Origin of the sequence: Nocardioides sambongensis (genome assembly GCF_006494815.1) — a bacterium.
Classification (GTDB): domain Bacteria; phylum Actinomycetota; class Actinomycetes; order Propionibacteriales; family Nocardioidaceae; genus Nocardioides; species Nocardioides sambongensis.
In genome coordinates, this window is record NZ_CP041091.1 from 3,103,257 (window position 1) to 3,128,718 (window position 25,462).

A 25,462-nucleotide genomic window follows, 5' to 3' on the forward strand; every position below is an offset into this window, starting at 1 on the left:
GACCGCGACGGCTCCGCGGAGCTCCGCCTGGCTCCACGCTCAGCCGAGCAGGGTCAGCGGCACCTCGAGCCGCTCCTGCAGCTCGGCCAGCGTCACGCCGTACGTCGCCCGCACGCCGACCGCGCCGGTGTCGCCACCCCCGCGCGGACCGACCTCGAAGACGCCGTGGTCGGTGTAGACCCGGGCGACGCAGCCGACCCCGGTCAGCGGATAGCTGCAGGTCGGCACCAGCTTGGACGAGCCGTCCTTGCCGAACAGCGTCATCATCACGTAGACGTCCTTGGCCCCGATCGCGAGATCCATCGCCCCTCCGACGGCCGGGATGGCGTCGGGCTTGCCGGTGGTCCAGTTGGCGAGGTCTCCGTTGCCGGCGACCTGGTAGGCGCCGAGCACGCAGACGTCGAGGTGGCCGCCGCGCATCATCGCGAACGAGTCGGCGTGGTGGAAGTAGGAGGCCCCCGGCAGCTCGGTGACCGGGACCTTGCCGGCGTTGGTCAGGTCGGGGTCGATCTCGTCGTCGCCGGCCGCTGGCCCCATCGCCAGCATCCCGTTCTCGGTGTGCAGCACGGTGCCGGAGTCGGCCGGCAGGTGGTCGGCGATCCGGGTGGGCTGTCCGATGCCGAGGTTGACGAAGGAGCCGGGTGCGATGTCGTGCGCGATCAGCGCGGCCAGTTCGTCGGTGCTGAGCGGGGCGCGGTCCGGGTGCTCGCCGGACACCGGCGGCCGGACGGAGCCGCCCGAGCCGGTCGGGGCGGGTTTGTCGGTGCTCATCAGCGGGCTCCCTCGACGGTGTAGTGGCGCGCCTCCACGGCGACCACGCGGTCGACGTAGATCGCCGGGGTGACGACGGCCTCGGGGTCCAGCGTGCCGGTCTCGACGACCTCGGAGACCTGGACGATGGTGGTGGTCGCGGCGGTCGCCATCACCGGCCCGAAGTTGCGCGCGGTCTTGCGGTAGACCAGGTTGCCGAAGCGGTCGGCGCGGTGCGCGGAGATCAGCGCGTAGTCGCCCTTGATCGGATACTCCAGCAGGTAGTCGCGACCGTCGATGGTGCGCACCTCCTTGCCCTCGGCGAGGGGGGTGCCCACCGCGGTCGGCGAGTAGAACGCGCCGATCCCCGCGCCGGCCGCGCGCATCCGCTCGGCGAGGTTGCCCTGCGGCACCACCTCGAGCTCGATCCGGCCGGACCGGTAGAGCTCGTCGAAGACGTAGGAGTCCACCTGGCGGGGGAAGGAGCAGATCACCTTCCGCACCCGGCCCGCCTTGAGCAGCGCGGCCAGGCCCACCTCGGCGTTGCCGGCGTTGTTGGCCACCACGGTGAGGTCACCGGCGCCCTGGCGGATCAGCGCGTCGATCAGGTCGAACGGCATCCCGGCCAGGCCGAATCCACCGACCAGGACGGTCGAGCCGTCCTCGATGCCCGCGACGGCTGCGTCCGTGGTCTCCACGATCTCGGTGCGGCTCATGCGGGGCCCCCGACGCGTTGTTCGCTGGAGGAGCGCAGCGGAGGAAGCGAAGAACGTGGTGGGGTGTTCATGCGCGGCCCCCCTCGTTCTCCAGCACGACCGCCAGGCCCTGCCCGACCCCGATGCAGATCGCCGCGACGCCCCACCGTGCGCCGCGCTCGCGCAGCACGTGCGCGAGGGTGCCCAGCACCCGGCCACCGGAGGCACCGAGCGGGTGGCCGAGGGCGATCGCACCACCGCGGGTGTTCACCAGCTCGGGGTCCGCGAGACCGGCCGCGAGCCAGGCGTCGACGCAGGCCAGCGACTGCACCGCGAAGGCCTCGTTGACGTCGACCGCGCCGACCTCGGACCAGCCGATGCCGGCTCGGGCGAGCGCGGTGTTGGCGGCCTCGACCGGGGCGTAGCCGAAGTCCTGCGGGTCGAGCGCGAACGCCGCGCGACCGGCGATCCGGGCCAGCGGCTCGGCGCCGACGGCGTCGGCCGCGCCGGCGTTGCCCAGCAGGACCGCGGACGCGCCGTCGCTGAGCGGTGAGGCGTTGCCGGCGGTGATCGTGCCGCCCTGCTCCGGGGACCGGAAGGCGGGCTTGAGTCCGGCCAGGCCCTCCGCGGTGCTGCCGGGCCGGATGCTCTCGTCGCGGGTCAGGTCGGCGCCGTCGACCGGCACCACCAGGGCGTCGTAGAAGCCGTCCTCCCAGGCCTGGTGGGCGAGCCGGTGGGAGCGGGCGGCGAACTCGTCCTGGCGCTCGCGGCTGATTGAGAACCGCTCCTGCAGCTGCTCGTTGGCCTCACCGAGGGAGACCGTCCACTCCGCGGGCATCGCCTTGTTGACCAGGCGCCAGCCCAGTGTCGTGGAGACCGCGGTGACGTCGCCGGCCGGGAACGGCCGGTTCGACTTGGGCAGCACCCACGGCGCCCGGGTCATCGACTCCACGCCGCCGGTGAGCACGACGTCGGCGTCACCGGTCTCGATGGCGCGGGAGCCGATCATCACCGCGTCCAGGCTGGAGCCGCAGAGCCGGTTCACGGTGGTGGCCGGGACGCTGGTGGGCAGGCCGGCCAGCAGCACGGCCATCCGGCCGACGTTGCGGTTGTCCTCACCCGCGCCGTTGGCGTTGCCCCAGACCACGTCCCCGATCGCGGCGGGGTCGAGGCCGGGATGGCGGCCGAGGATCGCGGAGACGACGCCGGCGGCCAGGTCGTCGGGTCGGACGCCGGCCAGGGCACCGTTGAACCTGCCGAACGGCGTGCGGACCGCGTCGTACACGTAGGAGGAGGTCACCGTTCCGACGGTAGGCGACGACGCTGATATCTTGAAGTATCAATATCTGACTCGATTGAGATGGCTCATCATATGGATCTCCTGCGGCATCTCGACGCGTTTATCGCCGTCGCCGAGGAGCGGCACTTCGGCCGGGCCGCCGCCCGGCTGCAGATGGCGCAGCCACCGCTCTCCCAGCAGATCCGCCGGCTGGAGGGCGAGCTCGGGGTCGAGCTGTTCGCCCGCACCACCCGCCGGGTCGACCTCACCCCCGCCGGCGAGGCCTACCTGGTCCGCGCCCGGAGCATCCTGGGCTCGGTGGACGAGGCCGGCGACGAGGCCCGGCGGGTCGCGGCCGGCGTGACCGGCCACCTGCGGATCGGCTGCGTCGGATCGGCCACCTACAGCCTGCTCCCCCGCCTCTCCCGGCGGCTCGCCACCGAGCTGCCCGGCGTGGAGTTCTCCTTCCGCGGCGAGATGCTGGTCGCCGACCAGGTCGCGGCGCTCCACGACGGCACCATCGACCTGGCGCTGCTGCGCCCGCCGGTGCTGGACGGCACCCTGGAGGTCCGGGACCTGCGCGAGGAGCGGTTGATGCTCGCCGTACCCTCCGACCATCCGTTGGCGGGACGTCGCCAGGTGCGGGTGGACGACCTCGCCGGCGTCGACCTCATCGTGCACTCCGCCGCCCGCCGCTCCACCATGTACGACGTGGTCCGCGGCCTGCTCGCCGACGCCGGGGTCACCCCGCGGATCCGGCACGAGGTCGGCGAGACCTCGACGCTGGTGACGCTGGTGGCGGGCGGGCTCGGGGTCGCCGTGGTGCCGGAACCGGTCTCCGCGCTCGCCATCGACGGCGTCGCCTACCTGCCGCTGGTGCGACCGGTGCGGACGATCGGACTTGCCCTGGCGCACCGGTCGGAGCGGACCGAGCCGCACCTGGAGCGCACCGTGGCGGTGGTGGAGGCGCTGGCCCGCTCCGCCGGATGAGGCCCGTGGCGGCACCGCCCAGGCCTGGGGACCTTGGTCCCATGATCCTGGACCACCCACCCTGGCACTGTGGCCGGATCTGCAGCAGCATCGAGGTGAGCCCGGACGAAGGGAGCACATCATGGAGCTGGTCACGAAGGTCGACGAGGTGCCGCACGGTGCGGTGGTCGTCGGCACCGACGGGTCACCGCACGCGGAGGAAGCAGTCCGCTGGGCCGCGGCGGAGGCGGCCCGCCAGCGACGACCGCTGGTCCTCGTGCACAGCACGCCGGCGCCCGAGGTGGACTGGCTGCGCGCCTGGGGACTCAGCCCGACGGACCAGGAGAAGCGCTTCGCCGACGTGGTCGCGGCGAACGGGGCAGAGCTGGTCACCCGCACCGCCGACGAGATCGTCGCCGACGACACCGTGCAGGTGCTCGGCCTGGTCACCGCGGTGGACCCCCGGGTCACCCTGCTCGACCTCTCCGAACACGCCGCTCTCGTGGTGGTCGGCTCCCGCGGCCGCGGACCGGTACGTCGCCTGCTGCTCGGCTCGACCGGTGTCGCGCTGGTCCGGCACGCGCACTGCCCGCTGGTCGTGCTGCGGCCCCGCACCCAGGAGCCTGACGGTCGCGGGGTGGTGATCGGCGTGACCGCCGGACCCGCCGTGCCCGCTGCGCTGCGGTTCGGCTTCGCCCAGGCCGACGCCCGCGGGGTCGGCGTCACCGTGGTCCACGCGGTCCCCCAGCACGGCATGGCCACCGGCGCCACCTACGTGGAGCTGCCGCCGACGCCCGAGCAGCTCGAGGAGCACCGCCGGATGGTCGCCGAGATCACCAGTGGCCTGCGGGAGAGCCACCCGGACGTCGCGGTGACCACGGAGGTCGTCGGCGGTCACCCCGAGCAGGTGCTGCACACCCACGGCAAGGGCGCCGACCTGCTCGTGGTCGGCGCCCACGACCACCACCCCGGCGCGTTCGCGATCACCACGTCGGTGGTCGAGCACGCCCAGGGGCCGGTGGCCGTGGTGCCTCCCGCCGGCTGAGGTCGCCGATCAGCAGCCGGCGCCGGGCGAGGCGACGGCCGCCTCGGCGTTGACGATGCCCTCGCCGTACCAGGGAGTGGCGAGGAGTCCCTTCCCGATCAACGGCACCCCAGCCGTCTGCTTCAGCGCGGCCACCACCCCGTCCCGGTCGCGGCACTGGCTGACCAGGAGCGCGGCCACGCCGGCGACGGCCGGCGAGGCCATCGAGGTGCCGGCCATCGCGTCGTGGTCGGCGTCCCCGCACTCACCGGTGCCGGTGCCGACCGGCACCGTGGAGAGCACGTCCTCGGCACAGCCGCCGAGCGCCTGGCCGCCGGGGGCGGCGACGGTGTCGCCGGTCAGGTCCAGGCGCAGGCCCAGGTTGGAGTAGTAGGCCGGGAGCCGGTTGCGGTCGGTGGAGGTCACGCAGAGCACGCCCTGCACGTTGGCCGGCGAGGAGCAGAACGGGTAGGTGCTGTTGCCGGCGGCGGCGACCACGACGACGCCGTTGTCCACGGCGTACTCGACCGCGTCGGTCCATGCGGAGTCGAGCCCGAGCACGGTGAGCAGGTCGGTGCCCGGGGCGCCGCCCAGGCTCATGTTGATCACGTCGGCGCCGTGGTCGACCGCCCAGCGCACGCCGGTGGCGATCTCCTCGGTGCTGCCGCTCCCGTTGTCGAGCGCCTTGACCGGCATGATCTTCGCGTCCGGTGCGACGCCGGCGACCCCGGTCCCGTTGTCGCGGACCGCGGCGATGGTGCCGGAGACGTGGGTGCCGTGGCGGTCGGGGTCCTGCGCCTCGCCGTCGGTGCCGACCCAGTCGCCGTCACCGCAGGTGGCGGCCTCGCCGCAGCCGATGGTGGTGACGCCGGGGACCAACTGCCCGGCCAGGTCGGGGTGGCCCAGGTCGACGCCGCTGTCCACCACCGCGACCACCACGCCCTCACCGGTGGCGGTGGGCCAGGCCTGCTCCGCCCTGATCTGCTGCAGGTTCCACAGCTGGTCGCTGAACGCGTCGTCGGTCTCCGCGTGCGCCACGCCGCTGAGCGCGCCGAGCGCGAGGGTGGCCGCTGCGGCGACGACCCCGCCGCGTGCCATGGACCGCTTGCCGATGAGCTTCATACGTCTCCCTTTCCGACCGGCGCGCCCCATGACGCTCCGCGATGGTCGAGGGTTCAACGGCCGACGTACCGATGGGTAACGCAGGTCACACGATCCCGCTCACGCCACGAGCCCCGGGCGCACCGTCCGTGGACGGTGCGGCCGGGGCTCGGCGTGCCTCGGGTGGCGGGTCAGGCGTCGGCGCCCTCGCGCTCGGCCTTCAGGTTGAGCGCGATGTCGATGATCATGTCCTCCTGACCACCGACCAGCCCGCGCTGGCCGCACTCCATCAGGATCTGGCGCACGTCGACGCCGTGCTGCTCGGCCGCCCGCTCGGCGTGGCGCAGGAACGAGGAGTAGACGCCGGCGTACCCGAGGGTGAGGGTCTCGCGGTCCACCCGGACCGGCCGGTCCTGGAGCGGACGGACGATGTCGTCGGCGGCGTCCTGCAGCTTGAAGAGGTCGCAGCGGTGCTTGAAGTCGGAGTGGTCGGCGACCGCGATGAACGCCTCGATCGGGCAGTTGCCGGCCCCCGCGCCGTGCCCGGCGAGCGAGGCGTCGACCCGGTAGACCCCGTTCTGCACGGCGACCACCGAGTTGGCCACCGACAGCGACAGGTTCTCGTGGGCGTGGATGCCGATCTCGGTGGAGGGGTCGAGCACGTCGCGGTAGGCCTGGATCCGGGCCGCCACCCCGTCCATGGTCAGCCGGCCGCCGGAGTCGGTGACGTAGACGCAGTGCGCGCCGTAGGACTCCATCAGCTTGGCCTGCTCGGCCAGCTTCGCGGGCTCCGCCATGTGGGAGAGCATCAGGAACCCGGAGACGTCCATGCCCAGCTCGCGGGCGGCGGCGATGTGCTGCGCGGAGACGTCCGCCTCGGTGCAGTGCGTCGCGATCCGGACCGAGCGCACGCCCAGCTCGTAGGCGCGCTCGAGCTCGTCGATGGTGCCGACGCCGGGCAGCAGCAGGGTGGTCAGCCGGGCGTTCTTCAACACCGAGGCGGCGGCCTCGATCCACTCCCAGTCGGTGTGGGAGCCGGGGCCGTAGTTGACCGAGCCGCCGGCGAGGCCGTCGCCGTGGGCGACCTCGATGGCGTCCACGCCGGCGTCGTCGAGCGCGGCGACGATGCGCTTGACGTCGTCCGGGGTGATCCGGTGGCGGACGGCGTGCATGCCATCGCGCAGGGTGACGTCCTGGACGTAGATCGGGGTGCTCATCGGGCGGTCTCGCTCTCGTGCTGGGCGGCGCTCTTGCCGGCCAGAGCGATGCGCTCGGCGACGGCCAGGCCCGCGGCGGTCATGATGTCGAGGTTGCCGGCGTAGGCGGGCAGGTAGTGGCCGGCGCCGGTCACCTGGAGGAAGACCGAGACCTGATGGGTGGGCCGCTCCGCGCCGTCGACCAGCAGCGTGTGCACCGGCTGGTCGTCCGGGATCTCGCTGATCTGCACCTTCTGCACCAGCTTGTAGCCGGGGACGTAGGCCGCCACGTCGGCGACCATCTTCTCCACGCTCGCCCTGATCTCGTCGTGCACGCCCGGGTCGGGGGCGTTGACCAGGCAGAAGACGGTGTCGCGCATCATCAGCGGCGGCTCGGCGGGGTTGAGGATGATGACGGCCTTGCCGCGCTGGGCGCCACCGACGCCGACGATCGCACCGGAGGTGGTCTCGGTGAACTCGTCGATGTTCGCGCGGGTGCCGGGCCCGGCCGACTTCGAGGAGATCGAGGCGACGATCTCGGCGTAGGGCACCGGGACGACGCGGGAGACCGCGGCGACGATCGGGATGGTGGCCTGGCCGCCACAGGTGACCATGTTGACGTTGGTCGCCTCGAGGTGCTCGTCGAGGTTCACCGCAGGGACGACGTAGGGGCCGATCGCGGCCGGAGTGAGGTCGATCAGGCGCTTGCCGAGCGGCTCCAGCTTGGCGGCGTTCGACTTGTGCGCCTTGGCGGACGTGGCGTCGAAGACGATGTCGATCTCGTCGAACCCGTCCATCGCGATCAGTCCGTCGACGCCCTCGTGGGTGGTCGGGACGCCGAGGTCCCGGGCGCGGGCGAGGCCGTCCGAGGCGGGGTCGATGCCGACCATCGCGCCCATCTCGACCTGCTGGGCGGTGGTGAGCACCTTGATCATCAGGTCGGTGCCGATGTTGCCCGAGCCGATGATGGCGACCTTGGTCTTCTTCTCTGTCATCTGGTCTCCCTGGTTGGTACGACGTGCCCATGCTCGCCCCAGACGGTGCCGCCACGGAGCGCGGCGTTCCACTCACCGATACGCTGATCGGGTGGAGCAGGAGGCAGTGCGGCGCGCCCGACCGGCCGGGGAGCCGGACGCCGCGGCCCCCCGGTCCCACAACACGGGGTCCGACACGGGGTCCGACGCGGCCCTCGACACGGTGCTCGGCAAGGCGGTCGCACTGCTTCGCGCGTTCGGCCCCGAGGACCGCGCGCTCCCCCTCGCCGAGCTGGTACGACGAACCGGGCTGCCCAAGCCGACGGCACACCGCGTCTGCGCGGACCTGGTCGGTCACCGCCTGCTGGAGAAGACGCCGTACGGCTACCGGTTGGCCGGCGGCCTGTTCGAGCTCGGGATGCGTGCCGCCGCCGAGCGCACCCTGCTGGAGGTGGCGATGCCGTATCTGCAGGACCTCTACGAGCGCACCCACGAGACGGTGCACCTGGGGGTGCGGGAGGGCACCGAGGTCGTCTACGTGGCCAAGATCGGCGGCCACCGGCAGGCCCGGACCCCGTCCCGGACCGGCGGCCGGATGCCGATGCACTGCACCGCGATCGGGAAGGCGCTGCTGGCGCACGCCGAGCCGGCGGTGCGCGCCGAGGTGCTGGGCGGCGAGCTCCCCCGGCGCACACCGCGGACGGTGGTCGCCCCGGGACTGCTGAACCAGCAGCTCGACCGGGTGCTGGAGACGGGACTCGCCTACGAGCGCGAGGAGTCCACCGAGGGCCTGCTCTGCGTCGCCGCCCCGGTGCTGGACGCCGACGGTCGTGCGGCGCTGGCGGCGATCAGCATCACCGGACCGGTGGGCCGGTTCCGCCCCGAGGCGCACGAGAGCGCGCTGCGCGCGGCCGCGACCGCGCTCGGCTCGGTGCTGGCGCGGCGCCGCTACCGCGGCTGACTCGTCGCCGTCGGCCGGGTCAGCCACCCGAGGGTGAGCAGGCTGACCGTCAGCGACAGCCACACGCCCCACCCCGCGATCAGCAGCGGCAGGCCGGCGAGCAGCCAGACATCCACGCCTCGGGCCAGGTTGGCGAGCAGTCCGGGCGGTACGCCGCCGGCCGGCGTCGAGACGAGCGGAGCGGCGAAGTCCGGCGGACGTGCACAGACCCAGCGGACCGTGGCGGCGACCCCGACCAGCCCGGTCGCCAGGGAGAGTCCCAGTGCCGCCGGCGGCCCGGTCGCGGCCAGCAGCGCGGGCGCGGCTGCCGCTGCGAACGCCATCAGCCCCACGCCGGGCACGACGAGGTGGGCGACGACGACCGCGCGGCGGTCGAACGGCAGCATCGCCGCGAGGCTGTCGGTGCGGGTGATCACCCGGAGCCCGGAGCAGAGGCTGGGCCCCACCAGCAGTGCCGCCAGGCTGGTGCCCAGCATCACCCCCCGGCCCGCCTCCGCGGCGGCGAGCGCGTAGGGCACCGCGAGCAGGAGCACCAGCACCGCCCAGGGCTGCGGGGATCGGACCGCTCGGCGCAGGTCCCGGTCGACCATCGCCCACCACCCGGACGGCCCGCCACGGCGGGACCGGACCGTCGCGGCAGCGCTCCAACGGCGGGCCAGCAGGACGTCGTACATCAGTCCGAGGTCGAACGACGCGAGCGCGCCGGACAGGCTCGGCCAGACGGCCTCCGTCTCGGCGAGCGTGCGACGTCGTACCGCCGGCAGCGCGTGGTCGGCGCGGGTCCCCAGCGCCGCCGCGGCGACGGTCAGGCCGATCGCCACCACGACCAGCGCGGCGGTCCACCAGCCCACCGGGTCATCCGCGACACCATCCGCGGCGGGGAGCGCCACCAGCCCCGTCGCGCTGGCGAGCAGCAGCAACCACAGCACTGCGGCCAGGAGCCAGGTGAGGCGTGCCGCGCCACGTCTCTCCCCGATCTGGGACCACGCGGCGTACGCCGTCGCGGCGGCACCGCCACCGGCGGCCGACACCAGGTACGACGCGGACTCGGTCGCGCCGCGCCCGGCCAGCACCACCGGGACCGTGGCGATCAGCACGGCGGTGAGTCCGCCGATCGCGACCATCCGCCACAACGGTGGACGCAGCAGGTCGCGCCGGTCGACCGGCGTGGTGAGCAGCCATGCCGAGGTCGCGGGCGAGACGAAGACCGGCCCGAGGAGGCGGGCCAGCACCATCGCGATCAGCACCGCGGTCAGCGCTGCCACCAGCGGCACCAGCGAGCGGGCGTCGGCACAGGCCGCGGTGCAGGCGGAGTCGGTGGCGGCGCGCAGCCCCCACAGGACGTTGCCGACCATCGATCCGATGATCGCCACCGAGATGAGTGCGACGTAGGCGTCCTCGAACAGCCGCCAGATCCTCAGCTCCGAGCGCCCCCGCCGCCAGGCCCGGATCTCGGCCCGCAGCTCGGCGGCGTCAGTCCTCACCCGTGTGCTCACCGAGTCGGAGCACCCGGTCGCAGGTCGCCTCCACGAGGTCGGCGCGGTGGCTGACGAGCAGGACCGCACAGCCCGCCTGCTTCTCCCGCACGAGGCGGTCCTTGAGCCAGTCCACGCCCTCGGCGTCGAGGCGTTGCTCGGGCTCGTCGAGGACGAGCAGTCGTCGCGGACGGACCAGGGCGCTGGCGAGCGCGAGCCGACGCCGTTGACCGGAGGAGAGCGCGGACGGCAGATGCCCCGACACCTCGACGAGATGCAGCTCCTCCAGTACGTCGTCGACGACCGCCTCCGCGTCGTCGACGCCGTGGGCGCGCGCGAGGAGGTCGAGGTGCTCGACGAGGCTCAGGTCCGGGAAGAAGTCGATGTCGTCCATCACCACCGCGAGGTCCCGCCGGAACCGTGGGGACCGCTCGTCGAGACCCTCCCCGTCGAGCAGCACGTCCCCGGCGTCCCGCGCCATCGCACCCATCACGCAGCGCAGCAGGGTCGACTTGCCACTGCCGTTCGGACCGACCACCGCGACGGCCTCCCCGGCATCGATCGTGAGGTCGACCGAGTCCAGCACTACGTGATCCCCGAAGGCGCGCCGAAGGCCGCGGACCGAGAGCAGGGCAGGCATCAGGCCGACGACTCTAGCCGTCGGGTGGGTCAGGCGGCGTGGGGTGGTGGTCGTCCGGGTGTGTAGGCGATCCGGACGCGTTGGTGGGTGGGGGTGGGTGGTGGTGGTTGCCAGTGGGGTTGGCCGGTGTCGGGGTTGATGGTGATGGTCCAGGGGGTGTGGTGGGCGGTGGTGTGGTGGCGTCGGCAGAGGAGGATGAGGTTGTCGAGGCTGGTGGGGCCTGCGTCGGCCCAGTGTTGGATGTGGTGGGCGTCGCAGGCCAGGGGGAGGCGGGTGCAGCCGGGGAAGGCGCAGTGTTGGTCGCGTAGCACGAGCGCGTTCCAGAGTCCGGGGGTCACGGTGCGGGTGCTGCGGCCCAGGTCGAGGATCTCGTTGTGGGTGCCGAGGATGGCGGGGATGATCTCGGCGTCGCAGGCCAGGCGTCGGATGGCGAGGGCGGAGAGGGTGTGGCCGCCGGTGAGGGTGCCGGTGGGTAGGTGGCCGGTGTGGCTGGTGGGGTCGGGCAGGCCGGTGGTGTGGTGGATGCCGCGGAATCCGGCGGGGTCGGCGCCGGCGGCCTTCTCGGTCAGGTCGGCCAGGTTCATGGTGATGGTGATCCGGGCGGTGGTGCCGTGGGCGCGGGGGAGCTGGTCGGTGGCTTGGTAGCGGGTGGCGAGCTCGACCAGGGCGTCCCACATCCGCACGCCGGCTTCGCGGGGGTCGCGGCCGTCGTGGCGGCAGCCGGCCTCGGGGCAGCGGCGGCGGGTGCTGGGGGTGTTGGGGTCGTGCAGGAGGGGTCCGTCGTCGGGCAGCGGGGTGCCGCCGCAGGCGCCGGGCTCGGTGGTGGCCGGTGCCGCGAGTGGCATCAGGATGGTCTTGACGAGCTCGGTCTCCTCGATGGTGGCGTAGCCCTTGATCCGGACCCCGCCGAGGTGGTCGGGGGCGAAGGAGAGGAACCGGGCGTGGTGGGCGCCGCGTTCGGCGCGGGGTTTGTCGAGGTCGGCGCGGAGCAGCTCGCCGTCGGGGTCGAGCTCGCGGACCACCTCACCGAAGGCGTGGTCGAGGTCGGTGGCATCGACCCCGGCCTGGGCGACCCGGTCCAGCATCAGTGCGGCGGCGTCCTCGCGTAGCTCGGGCACGTGGGGCAGGGTGGCGACGCGGCGCGCGATCACACCGGCCTGCGCGAAGGAGATCCGTCCCTGGGTCAGTGCGTCACGGACCGCGGGCAGGTCCTGGGTCTGTTGCGCGACCCGCACCCACGCGGTGCCTGAGCCCTTGCGGCCGCCGGTGGCATGGGTGAGCAGCTCCTTGGTCGAGGCCCACCCCAGCTCGTGGGCCACGTCGTGTTCCTCCAGCGCCTCGGCCAGACCCACCATCACCCCGTCCAGCACGGCCCGCGTGCACGCGGCCAGGGCCAGCACCTCAACGAGCTCGGCCGATGCCACCGGCTGGGCCTGTTCGGCCGAGGCGAGGGCATCGACGGCCGCGGAGACCGTCCGCAGTGCCTCGGTGAGTGTGCCCATGCCCCATGATATCGAACACGTGTTCGAACGATCAAGGGCTGATCCACACCCTCTGCCGACGCACGACGGGACGCACGACGCGACCGCATCACAGGATCGCAGTCGGGTATTGGATCTGCATGGGAGCAGAGACCGGACGGATCACCACCGACATCCCCGCGCGGCTGGACCGGCTGCCGTGGGCCCGGTGGCACTGGCTGATCGTCGTCGGACTCGGCACCGTCTGGATCCTCGACGGCCTCGAGGTGACCATCGTCGGGTCGCTCTCCGCGGCGTTGAAGGACCCGGACACCGGCCTGGGTCTCAGCAGCTCCGACGTCGGCCTCGCCGGCGCGATCTACGTCGCCGGCGCCTGCCTCGGTGCGCTCTTCTTCGGCCAGCTGACCGACCGGTTCGGCCGCAAGCGACTCTTCCTGGTGACGCTGGTCGTCTACACCGTGGCCACGGTGCTCACCGCGTTCGCTCCCGCCGCCTGGTGGTACTTCGGCGCCCGGTTCCTGACCGGTTTCGGCATCGGCGGTGAGTACGCCGCGATCAACTCCGCGATCGACGAGCTGATCCCGGCCTCCCACCGCGGCCGGGTGGACGTGGTGATCAACGGCTCCTACTGGCTCGGGGCGGCCGGTGGTGCGCTGCTGACCATCCCGCTGCTGGACCCGACACTGATCCCCGCGGAGTGGGGCTGGCGCCTGGCGTTCGGCCTCGGCGCGGTCCTCGCGGTCGGCATCCTGGTGGTGCGACGCAACGTGCCGGAGAGCCCGCGGTGGCTCTTCATCCACGGCCGCGAGGAGGATGCCGAGCGGATCGTGCAGCGCATCGAGCGCACGATCGAGGAGGAGACCGGCGCCGAACTGCCCGCGGCGGAGGAGACGATCACGCTGCGCCAACGGCGCACCATCCCGTTCCGGATGATCGCCCGCACCGTCTTCACCCTCTACCCGCGGCGCACCATCCTTTGCTTCTCCCTCTTCGTGGGCCAGGCGTTCCTCTACAACGCGTTCTTCTTCACCTACGGCGACACCCTGAGCACATTCCTCGGCGTGGACCAGACCGGGTGGTACCTGGCGGTCTTCGCGCTGAGCAACTTCGCCGGAGCGCTGCTGCTCAGCCCGCTCTTCGACCGGATCGGGCGGGTGCAGATGATCAGCTTCACCTACATCCTCTCCGGGCTGCTGCTCACCCTGGCCGGGGTGCTGCTGGGATCGCTGACCGCGACCAGCCTCACCGCGCTGGGCGCCGCGACCTTCTTCTTCGCCTCGGCCGGGGCGAGCGCGGCGTACCTGACCGCCAGCGAGATCTTCCCGATGGAGACCCGGGCGCTGTGCATCGCGTTCTTCTACGCGATCGGCACCGCCGCGGGCGGGATCAGCGGCCCGCTGCTGTTCGGCTGGCTGATCGACCGCGCGTCGGCGAGCGGCGACATCACCGGCATCGCGGTCGGCTACTTCATCGGGGCCGCGCTGATGATCGCCGCGGGCGTGGTGGAGATCCTGCTCGGCGTCCGTGCCGAGGGCCGCTCGCTGGAGAGCATCGCGCAGCCGCTGACCGTCGACGACGCCGCGGAGGGCGACGGGACGGGCGAGGGCGACGTCAGTGCGCCAGGTCCGGGTCCCAGCGGTTCGCGATCAGCTTGAAGCTGGGCGTGTCCTTGTGGGAGGTCACCGCCTCGTAGATCCGCTCGTAGGAGGTCGCCGCGATCCGCCAGCGCCCGTCGGCGTCGCGCCGGTACTCGTCGTTGTAGTAGCCGGCGCCGCGGACGGTGACCTCGAAGTCCGGCACGATGACGGTGTCCTCGAACGCCCAGGAGGCGGTGGCGCGGTCGCCGTCGACGTCGATCTCGGGGTGCTGCGCGATGTGCACGGTGACGGTCCCGTTGCTCAGGTTCTCCCGCATCGAGGCGACCACCGCGTCGCGGCTGTCGAAGTGCAGCGGCTCGCCCATCGCCTTCGTGCCGTACCGCGCCCGGACGTCCTCGGCCAGACAGTCGCCGAACTCGTCCCAGAGCTTGAGGTCCAGGGTGCGGAAGTAGCGGTACTTGAGGCGCTTGATCGACTCGATCGCTTCGAGGTCCATGCCCGGAGACTGCCAGAGAACCAGAACCTGTTCTAGTGCGCTGACCGGTGAACGGGAGGTCAGCTCCGGTCGATCATCGCCTGCATCGCCTCCGGGTAGCGGTCTCCCACCACCGTCACCGCGTCGGACGCGGCGCTCAGCTCGGCGAGGTCCTCGGCGCTCAGCGCCAGCTCGGCGGCGCCGAGGTTCTCCCGCAGTCGCCCCATCCGGCGCGTGCCGGGGATCGGCACGATCCAGGGCTCCTGGGCGAGCAGCCACGCCAACGCGACCTGCCCGACGCTCGCGTCGCGACGGTCGGCCACCGACCGCACGCGGTCGACCAGCTCGAGGTTCGCGTCCAGCGCCTCCGCGGTGAAGCGGGGCAGGTTCGCCCGGATGTCGCCCTCGCCGAACGTGGTCTCCCGGGTGACCTGACCGGTCAGCAGCCCCCGGCCCAGCGGGCTGAACGGCACGAACCCGATGCCGAGCTCGGCGAGGGTGGGCAGCACGGAGTCCTCGGGCTCGCGCCAGAAGAGCGAGTACTCGCTCTGCAGCGCGGTCACCGGCTGTACGGCGTGGGCCCGGCGGATCGTGGTCGGGCCCGCCTCGGACATCCCGAAGTGCCGCACCTTGCCCTCACCGATCAGCTCGCGGACAGTGCCGGCGACGTCCTCGATCGGCACGTTGGGGTCGACCCGGTGCTGGTAGAGCAGGTCGATGACGTCGGTGCGGAGCCGCCGCAGCGACCCGTCCACGGCCCGGCGGATGGCGTCGGGCCGGCTGCTGACGCCGGTCTGGCGGCCGCCCTCGTCGTACGCGAAGCCGAACTTGGTGGCGATCACGACGTCGTCACGGACCGGCGCGAGCGCCTCGCCGACGATCTCCTCGTTGTCGAAGGGACCGTAGACCTCGGCGGTGTCGAAGAAGGTGACGCCGGCCTCGACCGCCTCGCGGAGGAACGCGATCGCGGTGCTCCGCTCCGGGGTCTGGCCGAAGCTCTGGCTGATCCCCATGCATCCGAGTCCGGGGGCGGAGACCTCCAGTGCGGTGCCGTGGTCGGTGCTGCCGAGCAGTCGGGTGGTCATGCGTCCTCTCCTTCGTTCACGGTGACGGTGTCGTGCTGGCTGGCCGCCCAGGAGGCGAGGAGACGGAGGCCGTCGTGCGCCGGCGTGCCCGCGGCAGCGGTGTAGATGTTCAGGGCGAGGCCCGGCTCGGACGGCAGCTCGAGCGTCTCGTAGTCCAGGTCGAGCTGACCCACCGCAGGGTGCCGCAGCCGCTTGCTGCCGTTGCGGTGGTAGCGCACGTCCTGGGACGCCCAGCGCCGCCGGAAGACCTCGCTGCGGGTGGAGAGCTCCCCGACCAGCTCGATCAGGGCCTTGTCGTGCGGGTTGCGGCCCGCCTCCAGTCGCAGCATGGCGGCCGCGTCCCGGGCGACCTGGTCGTAGTCGACGAAGAAGTCCCGTGCCGCCTCCTCGTGCAGGTAGATGAAGCGAGTGGTGTTGGCGGGGCGCCGGTCGTCGGCCTCCAGCACCGGCGCATACAGGGCACGGGCCATCGCGTTCATCGCGACCACGTCGTGGCGTCCGTTGCGTACCCAGGCGGGCGCGTCCCCGATCGCGTCGAGGACCTGCTGCACCGCCGGGCGCACCGACGTCCCCGGTGTCCTGCGGCGCCGCCCCGTCGGACCGGAGGCCCGGGCCAGTGCCAGCAGGTGCTCACGCTCGGCCTCGTCCAGCTGCAGCGCGGAGGCCAGCGCCTCCAGCACCGACTCCGAGACGCCGGCGAGGCTGCCGCGCTCCATCCGCACGTAGTAGTCGACCGAGACCCCGGCGAGCATCGCGACCTCCTCCCGCCGCAGTCCCTCGACCCGGCGGTTCCCGCCGTACGCCGGGAGGCCGGCCTGCTCCGGAGTGATCCGGGCGCGCCGGGAGGCCAGGAACTCCTTGACCTCGGCCCGCAGGTCCATCCCGCTGTCATCCATGTCTCCACGGTAGGTCGGCGTGCCCGATCCAGGCAGGCACTGGCGTTACCCGGATAGAGCGTCACTCCCGCGACGACACCCGGGGAGGTTCACTGGGGACCATGCGAGCAACCGTCATGTACGGCGCGGGTGACGTCCGCGTGCAGACCCTGCCCGACCCGACCATCCAAGCCCCACCGACGCCATCGTGCGCACCGTGCGGTCCTGCATCTGCGGCTCCGACCTGCACCCCTACCACTCGATGCCGGCCACCTCGTCCGGGGAGCCCGGCAACCCGATGGGCCACGAGCTGATCGGCGTCGTCGAGGAGATCGGCTCCGAGGTGACCGGCGTGCGCCGAGGCGACTTCGTGGTCGTCCCCTTCGCCTTCTCCGACAACACCTGCGCGATCTGCCGGGACGGCTTCCAGACCGCCTGCCCGCACGGTGGCTTCTACGGCAGTCCCGAGGTCGGCGGCCTGCAGGCCCAGCTCGCCCGGATCCCGCAGGCCTCCGGCAGCCTGGTCAAGGTTCCCGACGTCTCCCCCGACAGCGCGGACGAGGCCCTGCTGGCCTCGCTGCTCACCCTCTCCGACGTCTACCTCACCGGCTACCACGCCGCCTTCATGGCCGACGTCCGGCCGGGCCAGACGGTCACCGTGGTCGGCGACGGCGCGGTCGGCCTCGGCGCGGTGCTCGCGGCCCGCCAGATGGGCGCCGAGCAGATCATCCTGATGGGCCGCCACCGGGCGCGGACCGACCTCGGCCGCGAGTTCGGCGCCACCGACGTGGTCGCCGAGCGGGGCGAGGAGGGCGTCGCGAAGGTGATGGAGCTGACCGGGGGCCTCGGCTCCCAGGTGGTGCTCGAGGCGGTCGGGCACATGCCCGCCTACGAGCAGTCCTACGGCGTGGTCCGCCCCGGCGGCGTGATCAGCCGGGTCGGCGTACCCCAGTACGAGAAGGCGCCGATCGGGTTCGGCTCGCTGTTCGGGAAGAACGCCCGGCTGGCGGGCGGCCCGGCGCCGGTGCGTGCCTATCTCGAGGACGCGATCACTCAGGTGCTCGCCGGCGAGATCGACCCGGGGAAGGTCTTCGACCGCACCGTCGACATCGAGGACGTCCCGGCCGGTTACGCGGCCATGGACGACCGCACCGCCCTCAAGGTCATGGTCACGCCCTGACGCAGTCGCCACCACCGAGACCACCGAGAACAAGGAGACGAGCAACGATGGACATGATCACTCTCAACAACGGCGTCACCCTCCCCGCCGTGGGCTTCGGGGTCTTCCAGACCCCGCCGGAGGAGACCCGCGCCGCGGTCCGCACCGCACTCGACGCCGGATACCGCCACATCGACACCGCCGCGGCCTACGGCAACGAACGTGAGGTCGGCGAGGCCATCGCCGCCTCCGGGCTGGACCGGGACGAGGTCTTCGTCGAGACCAAGGTCTGGATCAGCGACTTCGGCTACGACGCCACCCGTCATGCGTTCGACAAGAGCGCCGGCAAGCTCGGCGTCGACCAGATCGACCTCTTCATCCTGCACCAGGCCCTGCCGAGCCGGTTCGACCTGACCCTGGAGGCCTACCGGGCGCTGGAGAGCCTGCTGGCCGAGCAGAAGGTGCGGGCGATCGGCGTCAGCAACTTCATGCCCGACCACCTCGAGCGGCTGCTGGGCGAGTCCGAGGTGGTGCCGGCGGTGAACCAGATCGAGGTGCATCCCTACTTCCGCCAGCCCGGGCTGTTGGCGTTCGACACCGAGCACGGCATCCTCAACCAGGCCTGGTCCCCGATCGGCGGCATCACCTTCTACCGGGACGGTGAGCACCGCAGCACCCTGGAGGATCCGGTGATCACTGAGCTGGCCGAGCGTCACGGCCGCACCCCGGCGCAGGTGATGCTGCGCTGGCACCTGCAGCAGGGTCGTCAGGTGATCCCCAAGTCGGTCACGCCGAGCCGGATCGTGGAGAACCTCGCGGTCACCGACTTCACGCTCTCTCCCGAGGAGCTCGGCGCGATCGACGCCCTCGACACCGGTCGCCGGGGCGGGCCCGAGCCGGAGGCGGTCACCCTGGAGAACTTCGGCCGCGAGATCCCGGAGGCCTGACCCTCACGCTCGGCGCGGCTGACCTCGGCGTGGGGCGCCCGAGGTCAGCCCGCGTTGCGCTCCATCCACTCCTGCGCGGCCGCCTGGATCGCCGGGAACCGCTCTGCCATCCGCTCCGAGAGAGCCTGCGCGGCCTTGAGCGGGCGGACCATCACCATGAAGTCGACGACCTTGCCCTCGTCGTCGAGCACCAGGAAGTCGCAACCGGTGATCTCCAGGCCGTCGACCTTCGCCTCGAAGACGAGCGCCTGGTTGGGGCCGTCGACCATCTGCCGCACGTAGCGGAAGTCCTCGAACACCTCCACCACCGAGCGGAGGATCGCGGTGGTGATCGCCTTGCCCGGATAGGGCTTGAACGCGACCGGGCTCCGGAACACCACGTCGTCGGCCAGCAGCGCCTCGACGGCGTCCATGTCCTTGGCCTCGATCGCCTCACGCACTGCGTTCATCCACGCGCACCCATCTAGTCAACTTGTTGAATAGGTACGACGGTAACCGATCGCCCCGCGGGCGACCACCCGCGCCCCGGCCACCGTCGGCGCCGGCCCGACCGGCGGCGGTCAGACCGGCGGCGGTCAGACCGGCGGCGGTCAGACGCGCAGCTCGGGCTCGGTCTTCTCCCGGACCTCGGCCTCGGTGACGCCGGGCGCGAGCTCGACCAGCCGCAGGCCGCCGCCCTCGGAGGCGGGGACGACGTCGAGGACGCAGAGGTCGGTGATGATCCGCTGCACCACGCCGCGGCCGGTGTACGGCAGCGAGCACTCCTCGACGATCTTGTAGGAGCCGTCCCGAGCGACGTGCTCCATCAGCACGATCACCTTCTTGGCGCCGTGGACCAGGTCCATCGCGCCACCCATCCCCTTGACCATCTTGCCGGGGATCATCCAGTTGGCGATGTCGCCGGCCGCCGAGACCTGCATGGCGCCGAGGATCGCGCTGTCGATCTTGCCGCCGCGGATCATCCCGAAGCTGGTGGCGGAGTCGAAGAAGCTCGCTCCCGTGCGGACGGTCACGGTCTCCTTGCCGGCGTTGATCAGGTCGGCGTCGACGGCGTCCTCGGTCGGGTAGGCGCCGACCCCCAGGATCCCGTTCTCCGACTGCAGCACCAGCTCGACGTCGTCGGGCACGTAGTTGGGCACCAGCGTCGGCAGCCCGATCCCGAGGTTCACGTAGTCGCCGTCGGCGAGCTCCGCCGCCGCGCGGGTCGCCATCTGCTCCCGGTCCCACGCCATCTCAGGCCTCCTCGCCCGCGGACCGCACGGTCCGCTTCTCGATCCGCTTCTCGACCGCCTGCTCAGGGGTGAGCGGCAGCACCCGGTGCACGTAGACGCCGGGGAGGTGCACGTCGTTGGGGTCGATCTCGCCGGGCTCGACGAGCTCCTCGACCTCGGCCACGGTGACCCGGCCGGCCATCGCGGCGAGGGGGTTGAAGTTGCGCGCCGAGTCCCGGAACAGGAGGTTGCCGTGCCGGTCGCCCTTCCAGGCCCGGATCAGCCCGAAGTCGGAGACGATCGCCTCCTCCAGGACGAACTCCTGCTCGCCGTCGCGGGTCTCGAAGGTCATCACCGGCTTGGCGGGCGACTCCTTGACCACGTTGCCGGCCGCGTCGTACCGCCAGGGCAGGCCGCCCTCGGCGACCTGGGTGCCGACGCCGGTGCGGGTGTAGAACGCGGCGATCCCGGAGCCGCCGGCGCGCATCCGCTCGGCCAGCGTGCCCTGCGGGGTCAGCTCGACCTCGAGCTCACCGGAGAGGTACTGCCGGGCGAACTCCTTGTTCTCCCCGACGTAGGAGGCCACCACCCGGCGCAGCCGTCCGGCTCCGAGCAGGAGGCCGAGCCCCCAGTCGTCCACACCGGCGTTGTTCGACACGACCTCCAGGTCGCGGGTCCCGGCTTCCAGGAGCGCCTGGATCAGCACCGACGGAATGCCGCAGAGCCCGAATCCGCCGACGGTGAGCACCGCTCCGTCCGGTACGTCGGCCACCGCCTCGGCTGCTGTTCGCACCACTTTGTCCATGCTCCGATGAAAGATGGCCTCGCCGGACAGGTCAATGGGCGCCCGGTGAGCCGACGTTTTTCAATCGTTGAGTGATCGCCATCCACTGATAGCGTTCGTTGAGTGAACACCCCTGCGGACGTGGTCGGGCGTGCCGGCGCGGTGCTGCGCGCGGTCTCGGTCAGCGAGCCCGCCGGCACCACCACCTCCGACGTGGCGCGGCAGACCGGCCTGGCCCGCCCCACCGCGCACCGACTGCTCACCTCGTTGCAGACCGAGGGGTTCTTGGACCGCGACGGCTCCGGGCGCTGGCTGCTCGGACCCGAGCTCTACCTGCTCGGCACCACCGCCGCCCACCGCTACGACGTGACCGCGCTGGCCCAGCCGGTCGTCCGACGGCTGGCCCTGGAGACCGGGGAGAGCGCCTTCTTCTCCGCACGCCGCGGCGAGGAGACCGTCTGCCTGCTCCGCGAGGACGGCAGCTTCCCGATCCGCTCCCACGTCCTCCACGAGGGCATCCGCTTCCCGCTCGGGGTGGCCACCGCCGGCCTCGTCGTGCTGGCCTACCTCCCCGCGGCCGAGGTCGACGACTACCTGGCCCGCACCGACCTCACCACCGAGTACGGCGAGCCGCACGCCGCCGCCGCGATCCGCGAGCGGATCCGGCGTACCCGCGAGGACGGCTACGCCCTCAACCCCGGCCTGATCGTCGAGGGCAGCTGGGGCATGGGGGCCGCCGTCTTCGACGCCGACGAGCGCCCCCGGTGGGCGTTGAGCCTGACCGGGATCGAGCAGCGCTTCCGCGACGAGCGGCGTCAGGAGCTGGGGCCGCTGCTGCTGCGGGCGGCGTACCAGCTGACCAGGACCCTGCGCTCGGGCGCCTCCACCGGCGCGGTCGAAGGGGCCGGGCGTCGATGAGGCGGTGGTGGCTGCTGACCGCGGCGATCGCCTCGGAGGTGACGGCGACCCTGGCGCTCAAGGCGGCGCTGGACCTGCCGGTGCTCTACCTGGTCGTCGCCGTCGGGTACGTCGTCGCGTTCGGCCTGCTCGCGCTGACCCTGCGGGCCGGGATGGGGCTCGGGGTGGCCTACGGGATCTGGGGTGCGGCCGGTGCCGCCGGCACCGCGACCCTCGCCGCCCTCATCTGGAACGAGCCGCTGACCTGGGTGATGGCCCTCGGCATCGCCCTGGTGATGGTCGGCGTGGTCATGGTCGAGGCCGGTTCCCGGCACGGCCCGCAGGAGGTGCTGTGAACGGCTACCTGTTCCTGGCCGCCGCGATCCTCACCGAGGTCAGCGCCACGCTCGCGCTGCGCGCTGCCGTCACCGGCCGGCGTGCCTGGTACGTGGTGACCGGCGCCGGCTACCTGGCCTCGATGACCCTGCTCTCGCTCAGCCTGGCCGCGGGCCTCCCGTTGGGCGTGGCCTACGGGATCTGGACCGCCACCGGGGTGGCACTGACCGCGGTGGCGTCCCGGCTCGTGTTCGGCGAGCCGCTGACCCCGATGATGGGCGGCGGGATCGCCCTGATCGCCTCAGGCGTGCTGCTGATCGAGCTCGGCGCCCACGCCTGACGCGCGAGGGCGCGCCCCGGCGAGATCAGGCCTGGTGCGCGCCGGGCGGCTGCTCGAGCTCGCTGGCGGGCAGGTGCACCGGCGTGGAGCTGCGGAAGTGGCCGACCAGGGAGAGCAGCACGCCGCCCAGGATCCAAGCGAGCAGCACGACCCACTCGTGCAGTGTCGAGGCGTCCGGGAAGTAGTTGACCTCGCGCACCAGGCTGGCGGCCGCACCGGGCACGAAGTACTGGCCGATCTCGCCCCACGGTCCGGTGATGAGCTGGTAGGGCTGCGTGGCTCCCGAGAGCGGGTTGGCGACCAGCATGGTGATCACGGCGCCGATCCCGATGCCGGGCGCACCCAGCAACGCGTTCAGCCCGACCACCGTCGAGGCGGTGCCGAGCATGCCGGCTCCGATCACCAGGGCCTCGTGCCAGAAGCTGCCGCCGAGGATCCCCAGCACCGGTCCGGTCACCACGGCGACCAGGAGGCCACCCACCACGCCGTAGACCGCGAGCGCGAGCATCCGCCGCGCGACCCCGGCGACGAGCAGCGAGATGACCACACCGCCGACGATGCCGCCGAGGACGAGCGGGAACCCCATCGCGCCGAGGCCGGCGCCGGTCGGGTCGTCGGCGGACAGCGGCACCACGTCGGTCGTGGTCAGCTCCGCGCACTGGGCGGAGGCGATCTGGGCGCCGATGCCCTCGACGATCGACACCGTGGCGGCGCCGTCGGCACCCGCGACCAGGGCCTCGGGACCGTCGGCGCCGAGGACGAGGGCGCCGTACACCTCGCGCTCCTCGATCGCATCCACGGCGTCGGCCCGGGAGTCGTACGTCGTCGCGTCGATCGGGAGCTCGGCGGCGTCGGGCAGCTCGCCGCCCACCACCCCGACGGGGAGGTCGCTGGCCTCGGAGGTGGCCACCGGCCACAGGAAGGCCAGCGCGACCAGGGCCACGATCAGCCCGGCGTGGTCTGCGTGCGCTGACGATGGCCGACGTCATCGAGGAGTCCGGCCTCTCCGCCGGTTCGCTGTACTCGCACTTCGACACCAAGGAACAGCTCATCGAGCTGGTCGCCTCCCGGGTGATCGGCGAACGGGCCGACCTCCTCTCCGCCGGCTCCGAGGAAGCCGAGCCGCGCGCACCGCTGGAGATCGTGCGCTGGTGGCTCTCCGGCGTCGAGCAGGACGGGCTGCCCTTCGGGGCCGCGCTGCAGATCTGGGGCGAGGCCGCCTCCGACCCCGGCATCCGCGCCGTCGTCGAACGCCGCATGGCCGCGATCGAGGGCGCCTTCGCGTCATCCGCCGAGCGCTGGCTCACCGCCACCGGCGGCGACCCGACCACCGCCGGTGCGGTCGCGCGAGCCATGCTCGTCCTCTGCCAGGGCTACATCGTCCGCACCGCGGTACTCGGCCCGCAGGACCTGGGCGCCACGCTCGCCGCGGTCGCGCTGCTCGTCGGCGCCGACGACGACGCCGTGTCCCCGTCGGCCGGACGTCACGACTGAGGTGCGCCCGTTCCGCGACCGGCATGGGTGCGGCGCTGAGCGGTGCCGGCACAGGCACCTGCCCGCCCGGCTGTCCCAGCCGGGCGGGCATCGCGGCGAGGTAGCGGCGATTGCGACACCGCTGTCGAACCGGGCGTAGAGCCCAGATCGCGATGATCAGGCCGGGCCCGTGCGAGCAGAACCGGGCTCGGTCGAATCCCAGGGGTCTGCCTTCACGGCTTCGCTTCTGTCGGCGAGCGCACGCATGATCGCGAGAATCGCGAGGCCGATCATCAGGTGCACGGCGGCGTTGGTGCCGCCCTCCTGAATCCATCCCTTCCACCCCAGTGCGGTACCGGCGCTGACCGCCTCAGAGGCGGCATCATCATCGATCGCCAGGGACCAAGCGCTCAGCGCGAGCGCGGCGACCACGAAGCCGCCGGCAGCCGCCACCCGCACGACGACGTCGCGCCTGCGCGGATGGAGGACGATCGCGTAGAAGGTGAGCACACCGAGAACGGCAGATACGAACCATTGGAGTATCGGTGTGCTCGGGGAACCGACTTCGACGACCTCATTGCGAAGATCGACCACGACCCCACCCCGCGCTGCCGCGATCTGGACGGTCGAGATTCCCATGATGAGGACGTATGCCACCCCAACCGCCAGTCCCCCGATGAACCACGGTGCGGCACGCATCCTCGCGTTCGGTGTTCCACGGTCGGTCGAGATCACCAGGCCACCCAGCAGTAGTTCGGCTTACCCATCCAGTCAGTCCACATCCATCAGCACTTGCTGTGTGCTCGCTGCACACGTCCATGAGTCATTGGAGAGTCGCTGAGGATCGATCGTAGTGCCACCCGCCTTGACTACTTCGTTCCGTTGGGGATGAAACGCGAAAATGCAGCGGGGCCTCACCAGCCTCTGCGACCACTCCCGACGGCACGCCACTTTCGGATGCCAGGGCCACAGGTGGCCGAGAGAATCGGTGCGAGCGATCGGCTGCACTGGTGTGTGACTGGGAACCGGCTGTTGCCGGGAATGCCAGCAGGCCAGAGGCAACGTGAGTTCAGTCCCCGATAGTAGTGTAGCGCGGTCGCCGTGATCGTCACCGGCGTGTACGTCGGGACGAAGACGCGGCCATCGCGTGATCCTTCGAGTGAACCTCTCACAGCACTCTCGAATGGAGTCATCACGATGACCGCTGCTCACATTGTCGACCCTGCACGCCTGCTCGGCGAAGCTCTCGCCGAGGCGAGTCCGGATCTGATGCCCGGCCGTGACGTCGAACTCTCTGCGCAAGCGGTGGCCGTTCTGCTCGCACATCGGAACCAGACGCCGTATCGGCGCTTGACCGACCCGATCTTCGCGAACAGGCGAGGCGGCTGGCTTTGGCCAGGAAATGTGCGGCGGATGCTGCGCACCGCGGTGGAACGCCACGCCCTGGACGTCGTCGGCCTCCACCCGCCCTCTTCCGCTCAACAGTCGCGACCGTGGTCTCCGAGGCACATGGGGTCGAGGTCGCGCAGGAGATGCTCGGGCACTCGTCCGCGCAGACCACGGCGAAGTACTCCGTCGCCAAACGCCGCCGCGTTGTTCGCGGACAGGGCGCACTCTCAGCCTGGCGGGAGGCAGGCTCTTCGTAGATGCCTGCGCCGCCGGTTCAAACGCCCGCGGCATAGAGGGGGCCGTCGGCGCCCAGCCGCACCTGGCGCAGCATCCTGGACGGCGACTTTC

At 72.0% G+C, this 25,462-nt stretch carries 27 protein-coding genes; 10 read left to right on the top strand and 17 right to left on the bottom strand.

The genetic code is table 11. From position 1 onward, the window contains the following. Positions 1-39: 39 nt before the first annotated feature. The 3 genes from FIV43_RS14560 to FIV43_RS14570 form a co-directional block, all read right to left on the bottom strand. The gene (locus FIV43_RS14560; RefSeq protein WP_141014714.1) at positions 40-771 is read right to left on the bottom strand and encodes a CoA-transferase; all 732 of its coding nucleotides are present in this window, start codon (positions 769-771) and stop codon (positions 40-42) included. Further along, positions 771-1,466: a 3-oxoacid CoA-transferase subunit A gene (locus FIV43_RS14565; protein WP_141014715.1), complete on the bottom strand. Its 696-nt coding sequence runs from the start codon at positions 1,464-1,466 to the stop codon at positions 771-773. Before FIV43_RS14565 ends, FIV43_RS14560 begins: the two co-directional genes overlap by 1 nt. Before the next feature lie 67 nt (positions 1,467-1,533). Further along, positions 1,534-2,745 carry a thiolase family protein gene (locus FIV43_RS14570; RefSeq protein WP_141014716.1) on the bottom strand — a complete coding sequence of 404 codons (1,212 nt, stop codon included), beginning with the start codon at positions 2,743-2,745 and terminating at the stop codon, positions 1,534-1,536. Positions 2,746-2,817: 72 nt separating this feature from the next. On the opposite strand from FIV43_RS14570, the gene FIV43_RS14575 reads away from it, so the two are divergent. Together FIV43_RS14575 and FIV43_RS14580 are read left to right on the top strand one after the other, a co-directional pair. Next, entirely contained in the window at positions 2,818-3,714 is an 897-nt protein-coding gene (locus FIV43_RS14575; protein WP_141014717.1) for a LysR family transcriptional regulator, read from the top strand. Positions 3,715-3,835: 121 nt separating this feature from the next. Further along, positions 3,836-4,738 (top strand): universal stress protein, encoded by a 903-nt coding sequence (locus tag FIV43_RS14580; protein WP_141014718.1) that lies wholly within the window; start codon positions 3,836-3,838, stop codon positions 4,736-4,738. Positions 4,739-4,747: 9 nt separating this feature from the next. Here the strand turns inward: FIV43_RS14580 and FIV43_RS14585 are convergent, their stop codons facing one another. The 3 genes from FIV43_RS14585 to FIV43_RS14595 all read right to left on the bottom strand — a co-directional run bounded on the left by FIV43_RS14585 (position 4,748) and on the right by FIV43_RS14595 (position 8,009). Further along, entirely contained in the window at positions 4,748-5,839 is a 1,092-nt protein-coding gene (locus FIV43_RS14585) for a S8 family serine peptidase (protein WP_231123412.1), read from the bottom strand. A gap of 170 nt (positions 5,840-6,009) precedes the next feature. After that, positions 6,010-7,035, bottom strand: coding sequence for a 4-hydroxy-2-oxovalerate aldolase (dmpG, locus tag FIV43_RS14590; RefSeq protein ID WP_141014719.1), 1,026 nt, complete (start codon positions 7,033-7,035; stop codon positions 6,010-6,012). After that, a complete protein-coding gene (locus tag FIV43_RS14595; protein ID WP_141014720.1) occupies positions 7,032-8,009 on the bottom strand; it encodes an acetaldehyde dehydrogenase (acetylating) in 978 nt (325 codons plus the stop codon). The genes dmpG and FIV43_RS14595 overlap by 4 nt, the downstream gene beginning before the upstream one ends. Before the next feature lie 91 nt (positions 8,010-8,100). Here FIV43_RS14595 and FIV43_RS14600 point away from each other — a divergent pair, with 91 nt between their 5' ends. Next, the gene (locus FIV43_RS14600) at positions 8,101-8,949 is read left to right on the top strand and encodes an IclR family transcriptional regulator (protein ID WP_231123413.1); all 849 of its coding nucleotides are present in this window, start codon (positions 8,101-8,103) and stop codon (positions 8,947-8,949) included. Here FIV43_RS14600 and FIV43_RS14605 read toward each other — a convergent pair. Genes FIV43_RS14605 through FIV43_RS14615 form a run of 3 tightly spaced genes read right to left on the bottom strand, consistent with a single transcriptional unit; the run spans position 8,937 to position 12,566 of the window. After that, a complete protein-coding gene (locus FIV43_RS14605) occupies positions 8,937-10,433 on the bottom strand; it encodes a DUF6297 family protein (protein ID WP_141014721.1) in 1,497 nt (498 codons plus the stop codon). The two genes, FIV43_RS14600 and FIV43_RS14605, sit on opposite strands and share 13 nt — an antisense overlap. After that, on the bottom strand, positions 10,423-11,064 hold the full coding sequence (locus tag FIV43_RS14610) for an ABC transporter ATP-binding protein (RefSeq protein ID WP_141014722.1): 642 nt from the start codon (positions 11,062-11,064) through the stop codon (positions 10,423-10,425). Before FIV43_RS14610 ends, FIV43_RS14605 begins: the two co-directional genes overlap by 11 nt. 29 nt (positions 11,065-11,093) lie before the next feature. Continuing rightward, positions 11,094-12,566, bottom strand: a complete 1,473-nt coding sequence (locus FIV43_RS14615; protein ID WP_141014723.1) for an HNH endonuclease signature motif containing protein — start codon at positions 12,564-12,566, stop codon at positions 11,094-11,096. A 119-nt stretch (positions 12,567-12,685) separates the two neighbouring features. Between FIV43_RS14615 and FIV43_RS14620 the strand changes: the two genes are divergently transcribed. Next, complete coding sequence (locus FIV43_RS14620) at positions 12,686-14,200, top strand: MFS transporter (RefSeq protein WP_141014724.1); 1,515 nt, start codon at positions 12,686-12,688, stop codon at positions 14,198-14,200. Here FIV43_RS14620 and FIV43_RS14625 read toward each other — a convergent pair. Genes FIV43_RS14625 through FIV43_RS14635 form a run of 3 tightly spaced genes read right to left on the bottom strand, consistent with a single transcriptional unit; the run spans position 14,157 to position 16,599 of the window. Then, positions 14,157-14,639, bottom strand: coding sequence for a nuclear transport factor 2 family protein (locus FIV43_RS14625; RefSeq protein ID WP_141014725.1), 483 nt, complete (start codon positions 14,637-14,639; stop codon positions 14,157-14,159). The two genes, FIV43_RS14620 and FIV43_RS14625, sit on opposite strands and share 44 nt — an antisense overlap. Positions 14,640-14,698: 59 nt before the next feature. Then, entirely contained in the window at positions 14,699-15,703 is a 1,005-nt protein-coding gene (locus tag FIV43_RS14630) for an aldo/keto reductase (RefSeq protein WP_141014726.1), read from the bottom strand. After that, a complete protein-coding gene (locus FIV43_RS14635; protein WP_141014727.1) occupies positions 15,700-16,599 on the bottom strand; it encodes a helix-turn-helix transcriptional regulator in 900 nt (299 codons plus the stop codon). The genes FIV43_RS14630 and FIV43_RS14635 overlap by 4 nt, the downstream gene beginning before the upstream one ends. Positions 16,600-16,786: 187 nt before the next feature. On the opposite strand from FIV43_RS14635, the gene FIV43_RS14640 reads away from it, so the two are divergent. Beyond that, positions 16,787-17,758: a zinc-binding dehydrogenase gene (locus tag FIV43_RS14640; protein ID WP_231123414.1), complete on the top strand. Its 972-nt coding sequence runs from the start codon at positions 16,787-16,789 to the stop codon at positions 17,756-17,758. A gap of 47 nt (positions 17,759-17,805) precedes the next feature. After that, positions 17,806-18,684 carry an aldo/keto reductase gene (locus FIV43_RS14645; RefSeq protein ID WP_141014728.1) on the top strand — a complete coding sequence of 293 codons (879 nt, stop codon included), beginning with the start codon at positions 17,806-17,808 and terminating at the stop codon, positions 18,682-18,684. 44 nt (positions 18,685-18,728) lie between these two features. Here the strand turns inward: FIV43_RS14645 and FIV43_RS14650 are convergent, their stop codons facing one another. The 3 genes from FIV43_RS14650 to FIV43_RS14660 all read right to left on the bottom strand — a co-directional run bounded on the left by FIV43_RS14650 (position 18,729) and on the right by FIV43_RS14660 (position 20,700). After that, positions 18,729-19,133, bottom strand: a complete 405-nt coding sequence (locus FIV43_RS14650) for a nuclear transport factor 2 family protein (RefSeq protein ID WP_141014729.1) — start codon at positions 19,131-19,133, stop codon at positions 18,729-18,731. Positions 19,134-19,274: 141 nt separating this feature from the next. After that, positions 19,275-19,916, bottom strand: a complete 642-nt coding sequence (locus FIV43_RS14655; protein WP_141014730.1) for a 3-oxoacid CoA-transferase subunit B — start codon at positions 19,914-19,916, stop codon at positions 19,275-19,277. A 1-nt stretch (position 19,917) separates the two neighbouring features. Further along, on the bottom strand, positions 19,918-20,700 hold the full coding sequence (locus FIV43_RS14660) for a CoA transferase subunit A (RefSeq protein ID WP_141014731.1): 783 nt from the start codon (positions 20,698-20,700) through the stop codon (positions 19,918-19,920). 102 nt (positions 20,701-20,802) lie between these two features. On the opposite strand from FIV43_RS14660, the gene FIV43_RS14665 reads away from it, so the two are divergent. Genes FIV43_RS14665 through FIV43_RS14675 form a run of 3 tightly spaced genes read left to right on the top strand, consistent with a single transcriptional unit; the run spans position 20,803 to position 22,252 of the window. Beyond that, positions 20,803-21,597, top strand: coding sequence for an IclR family transcriptional regulator (locus tag FIV43_RS14665; RefSeq protein ID WP_196780823.1), 795 nt, complete (start codon positions 20,803-20,805; stop codon positions 21,595-21,597). Beyond that, positions 21,594-21,932 (top strand): DMT family transporter, encoded by a 339-nt coding sequence (locus tag FIV43_RS14670; RefSeq protein WP_141014732.1) that lies wholly within the window; start codon positions 21,594-21,596, stop codon positions 21,930-21,932. The genes FIV43_RS14665 and FIV43_RS14670 overlap by 4 nt, the downstream gene beginning before the upstream one ends. Further along, the gene (locus tag FIV43_RS14675) at positions 21,929-22,252 is read left to right on the top strand and encodes a DMT family transporter (RefSeq protein ID WP_141014733.1); all 324 of its coding nucleotides are present in this window, start codon (positions 21,929-21,931) and stop codon (positions 22,250-22,252) included. The genes FIV43_RS14670 and FIV43_RS14675 overlap by 4 nt, the downstream gene beginning before the upstream one ends. Positions 22,253-22,277: 25 nt before the next feature. Here the strand turns inward: FIV43_RS14675 and FIV43_RS21070 are convergent, their stop codons facing one another. Further along, positions 22,278-23,195 (bottom strand): hypothetical protein, encoded by a 918-nt coding sequence (locus FIV43_RS21070; RefSeq protein ID WP_181407506.1) that lies wholly within the window; start codon positions 23,193-23,195, stop codon positions 22,278-22,280. 32 nt (positions 23,196-23,227) lie between these two features. Between FIV43_RS21070 and FIV43_RS14685 the strand changes: the two genes are divergently transcribed. Beyond that, on the top strand, positions 23,228-23,746 hold the full coding sequence (locus FIV43_RS14685; protein WP_141014734.1) for a TetR/AcrR family transcriptional regulator: 519 nt from the start codon (positions 23,228-23,230) through the stop codon (positions 23,744-23,746). Positions 23,747-23,902: 156 nt separating this feature from the next. Here FIV43_RS14685 and FIV43_RS14690 read toward each other — a convergent pair whose 3' ends face one another. Next, positions 23,903-24,460 carry a hypothetical protein gene (locus FIV43_RS14690; RefSeq protein ID WP_141014735.1) on the bottom strand — a complete coding sequence of 186 codons (558 nt, stop codon included), beginning with the start codon at positions 24,458-24,460 and terminating at the stop codon, positions 23,903-23,905. Between the last annotated feature and the right edge of the window lie 1,002 nt (positions 24,461-25,462).

Bases quoted from the DNA above. Each gene is read 5' to 3' on its own strand.
- FIV43_RS14655 (WP_141014730.1), bottom strand. From the start codon at position 19,916: ATGGCGTGGGACCGGGAGCAGATGGCGACCCGCGCGGCGGCGGAGCTC.
- FIV43_RS14585 (WP_231123412.1), bottom strand. From the start codon at position 5,839: ATGAAGCTCATCGGCAAGCGGTCCATGGCACGCGGCGGGGTCGTCGCC.
- FIV43_RS14610 (WP_141014722.1), bottom strand. From the start codon at position 11,064: ATGCCTGCCCTGCTCTCGGTCCGCGGCCTTCGGCGCGCCTTCGGGGAT.
- FIV43_RS14650 (WP_141014729.1), bottom strand. From the start codon at position 19,133: ATGAACGCAGTGCGTGAGGCGATCGAGGCCAAGGACATGGACGCCGTC.
- FIV43_RS14615 (WP_141014723.1), bottom strand. From the start codon at position 12,566: ATGGGCACACTCACCGAGGCACTGCGGACGGTCTCCGCGGCCGTCGAT.
- FIV43_RS14660 (WP_141014731.1), bottom strand. From the start codon at position 20,700: ATGGACAAAGTGGTGCGAACAGCAGCCGAGGCGGTGGCCGACGTACCG.
- FIV43_RS14625 (WP_141014725.1), bottom strand. From the start codon at position 14,639: ATGGACCTCGAAGCGATCGAGTCGATCAAGCGCCTCAAGTACCGCTAC.
- dmpG (WP_141014719.1), bottom strand. From the start codon at position 7,035: ATGAGCACCCCGATCTACGTCCAGGACGTCACCCTGCGCGATGGCATG.
- FIV43_RS14645 (WP_141014728.1), top strand. From the start codon at position 17,806: ATGGACATGATCACTCTCAACAACGGCGTCACCCTCCCCGCCGTGGGC.
- FIV43_RS14565 (WP_141014715.1), bottom strand. From the start codon at position 1,466: ATGAGCCGCACCGAGATCGTGGAGACCACGGACGCAGCCGTCGCGGGC.
- FIV43_RS14580 (WP_141014718.1), top strand. From the start codon at position 3,836: ATGGAGCTGGTCACGAAGGTCGACGAGGTGCCGCACGGTGCGGTGGTC.
- FIV43_RS14560 (WP_141014714.1), bottom strand. From the start codon at position 771: ATGAGCACCGACAAACCCGCCCCGACCGGCTCGGGCGGCTCCGTCCGG.
- FIV43_RS14620 (WP_141014724.1), top strand. From the start codon at position 12,686: ATGGGAGCAGAGACCGGACGGATCACCACCGACATCCCCGCGCGGCTG.
- FIV43_RS14635 (WP_141014727.1), bottom strand. From the start codon at position 16,599: ATGGATGACAGCGGGATGGACCTGCGGGCCGAGGTCAAGGAGTTCCTG.
- FIV43_RS14595 (WP_141014720.1), bottom strand. From the start codon at position 8,009: ATGACAGAGAAGAAGACCAAGGTCGCCATCATCGGCTCGGGCAACATC.
- FIV43_RS14685 (WP_141014734.1), top strand. From the start codon at position 23,228: ATGGCCGACGTCATCGAGGAGTCCGGCCTCTCCGCCGGTTCGCTGTAC.
- FIV43_RS14630 (WP_141014726.1), bottom strand. From the start codon at position 15,703: ATGACCACCCGACTGCTCGGCAGCACCGACCACGGCACCGCACTGGAG.
- FIV43_RS14575 (WP_141014717.1), top strand. From the start codon at position 2,818: ATGGATCTCCTGCGGCATCTCGACGCGTTTATCGCCGTCGCCGAGGAG.
- FIV43_RS14670 (WP_141014732.1), top strand. From the start codon at position 21,594: ATGAGGCGGTGGTGGCTGCTGACCGCGGCGATCGCCTCGGAGGTGACG.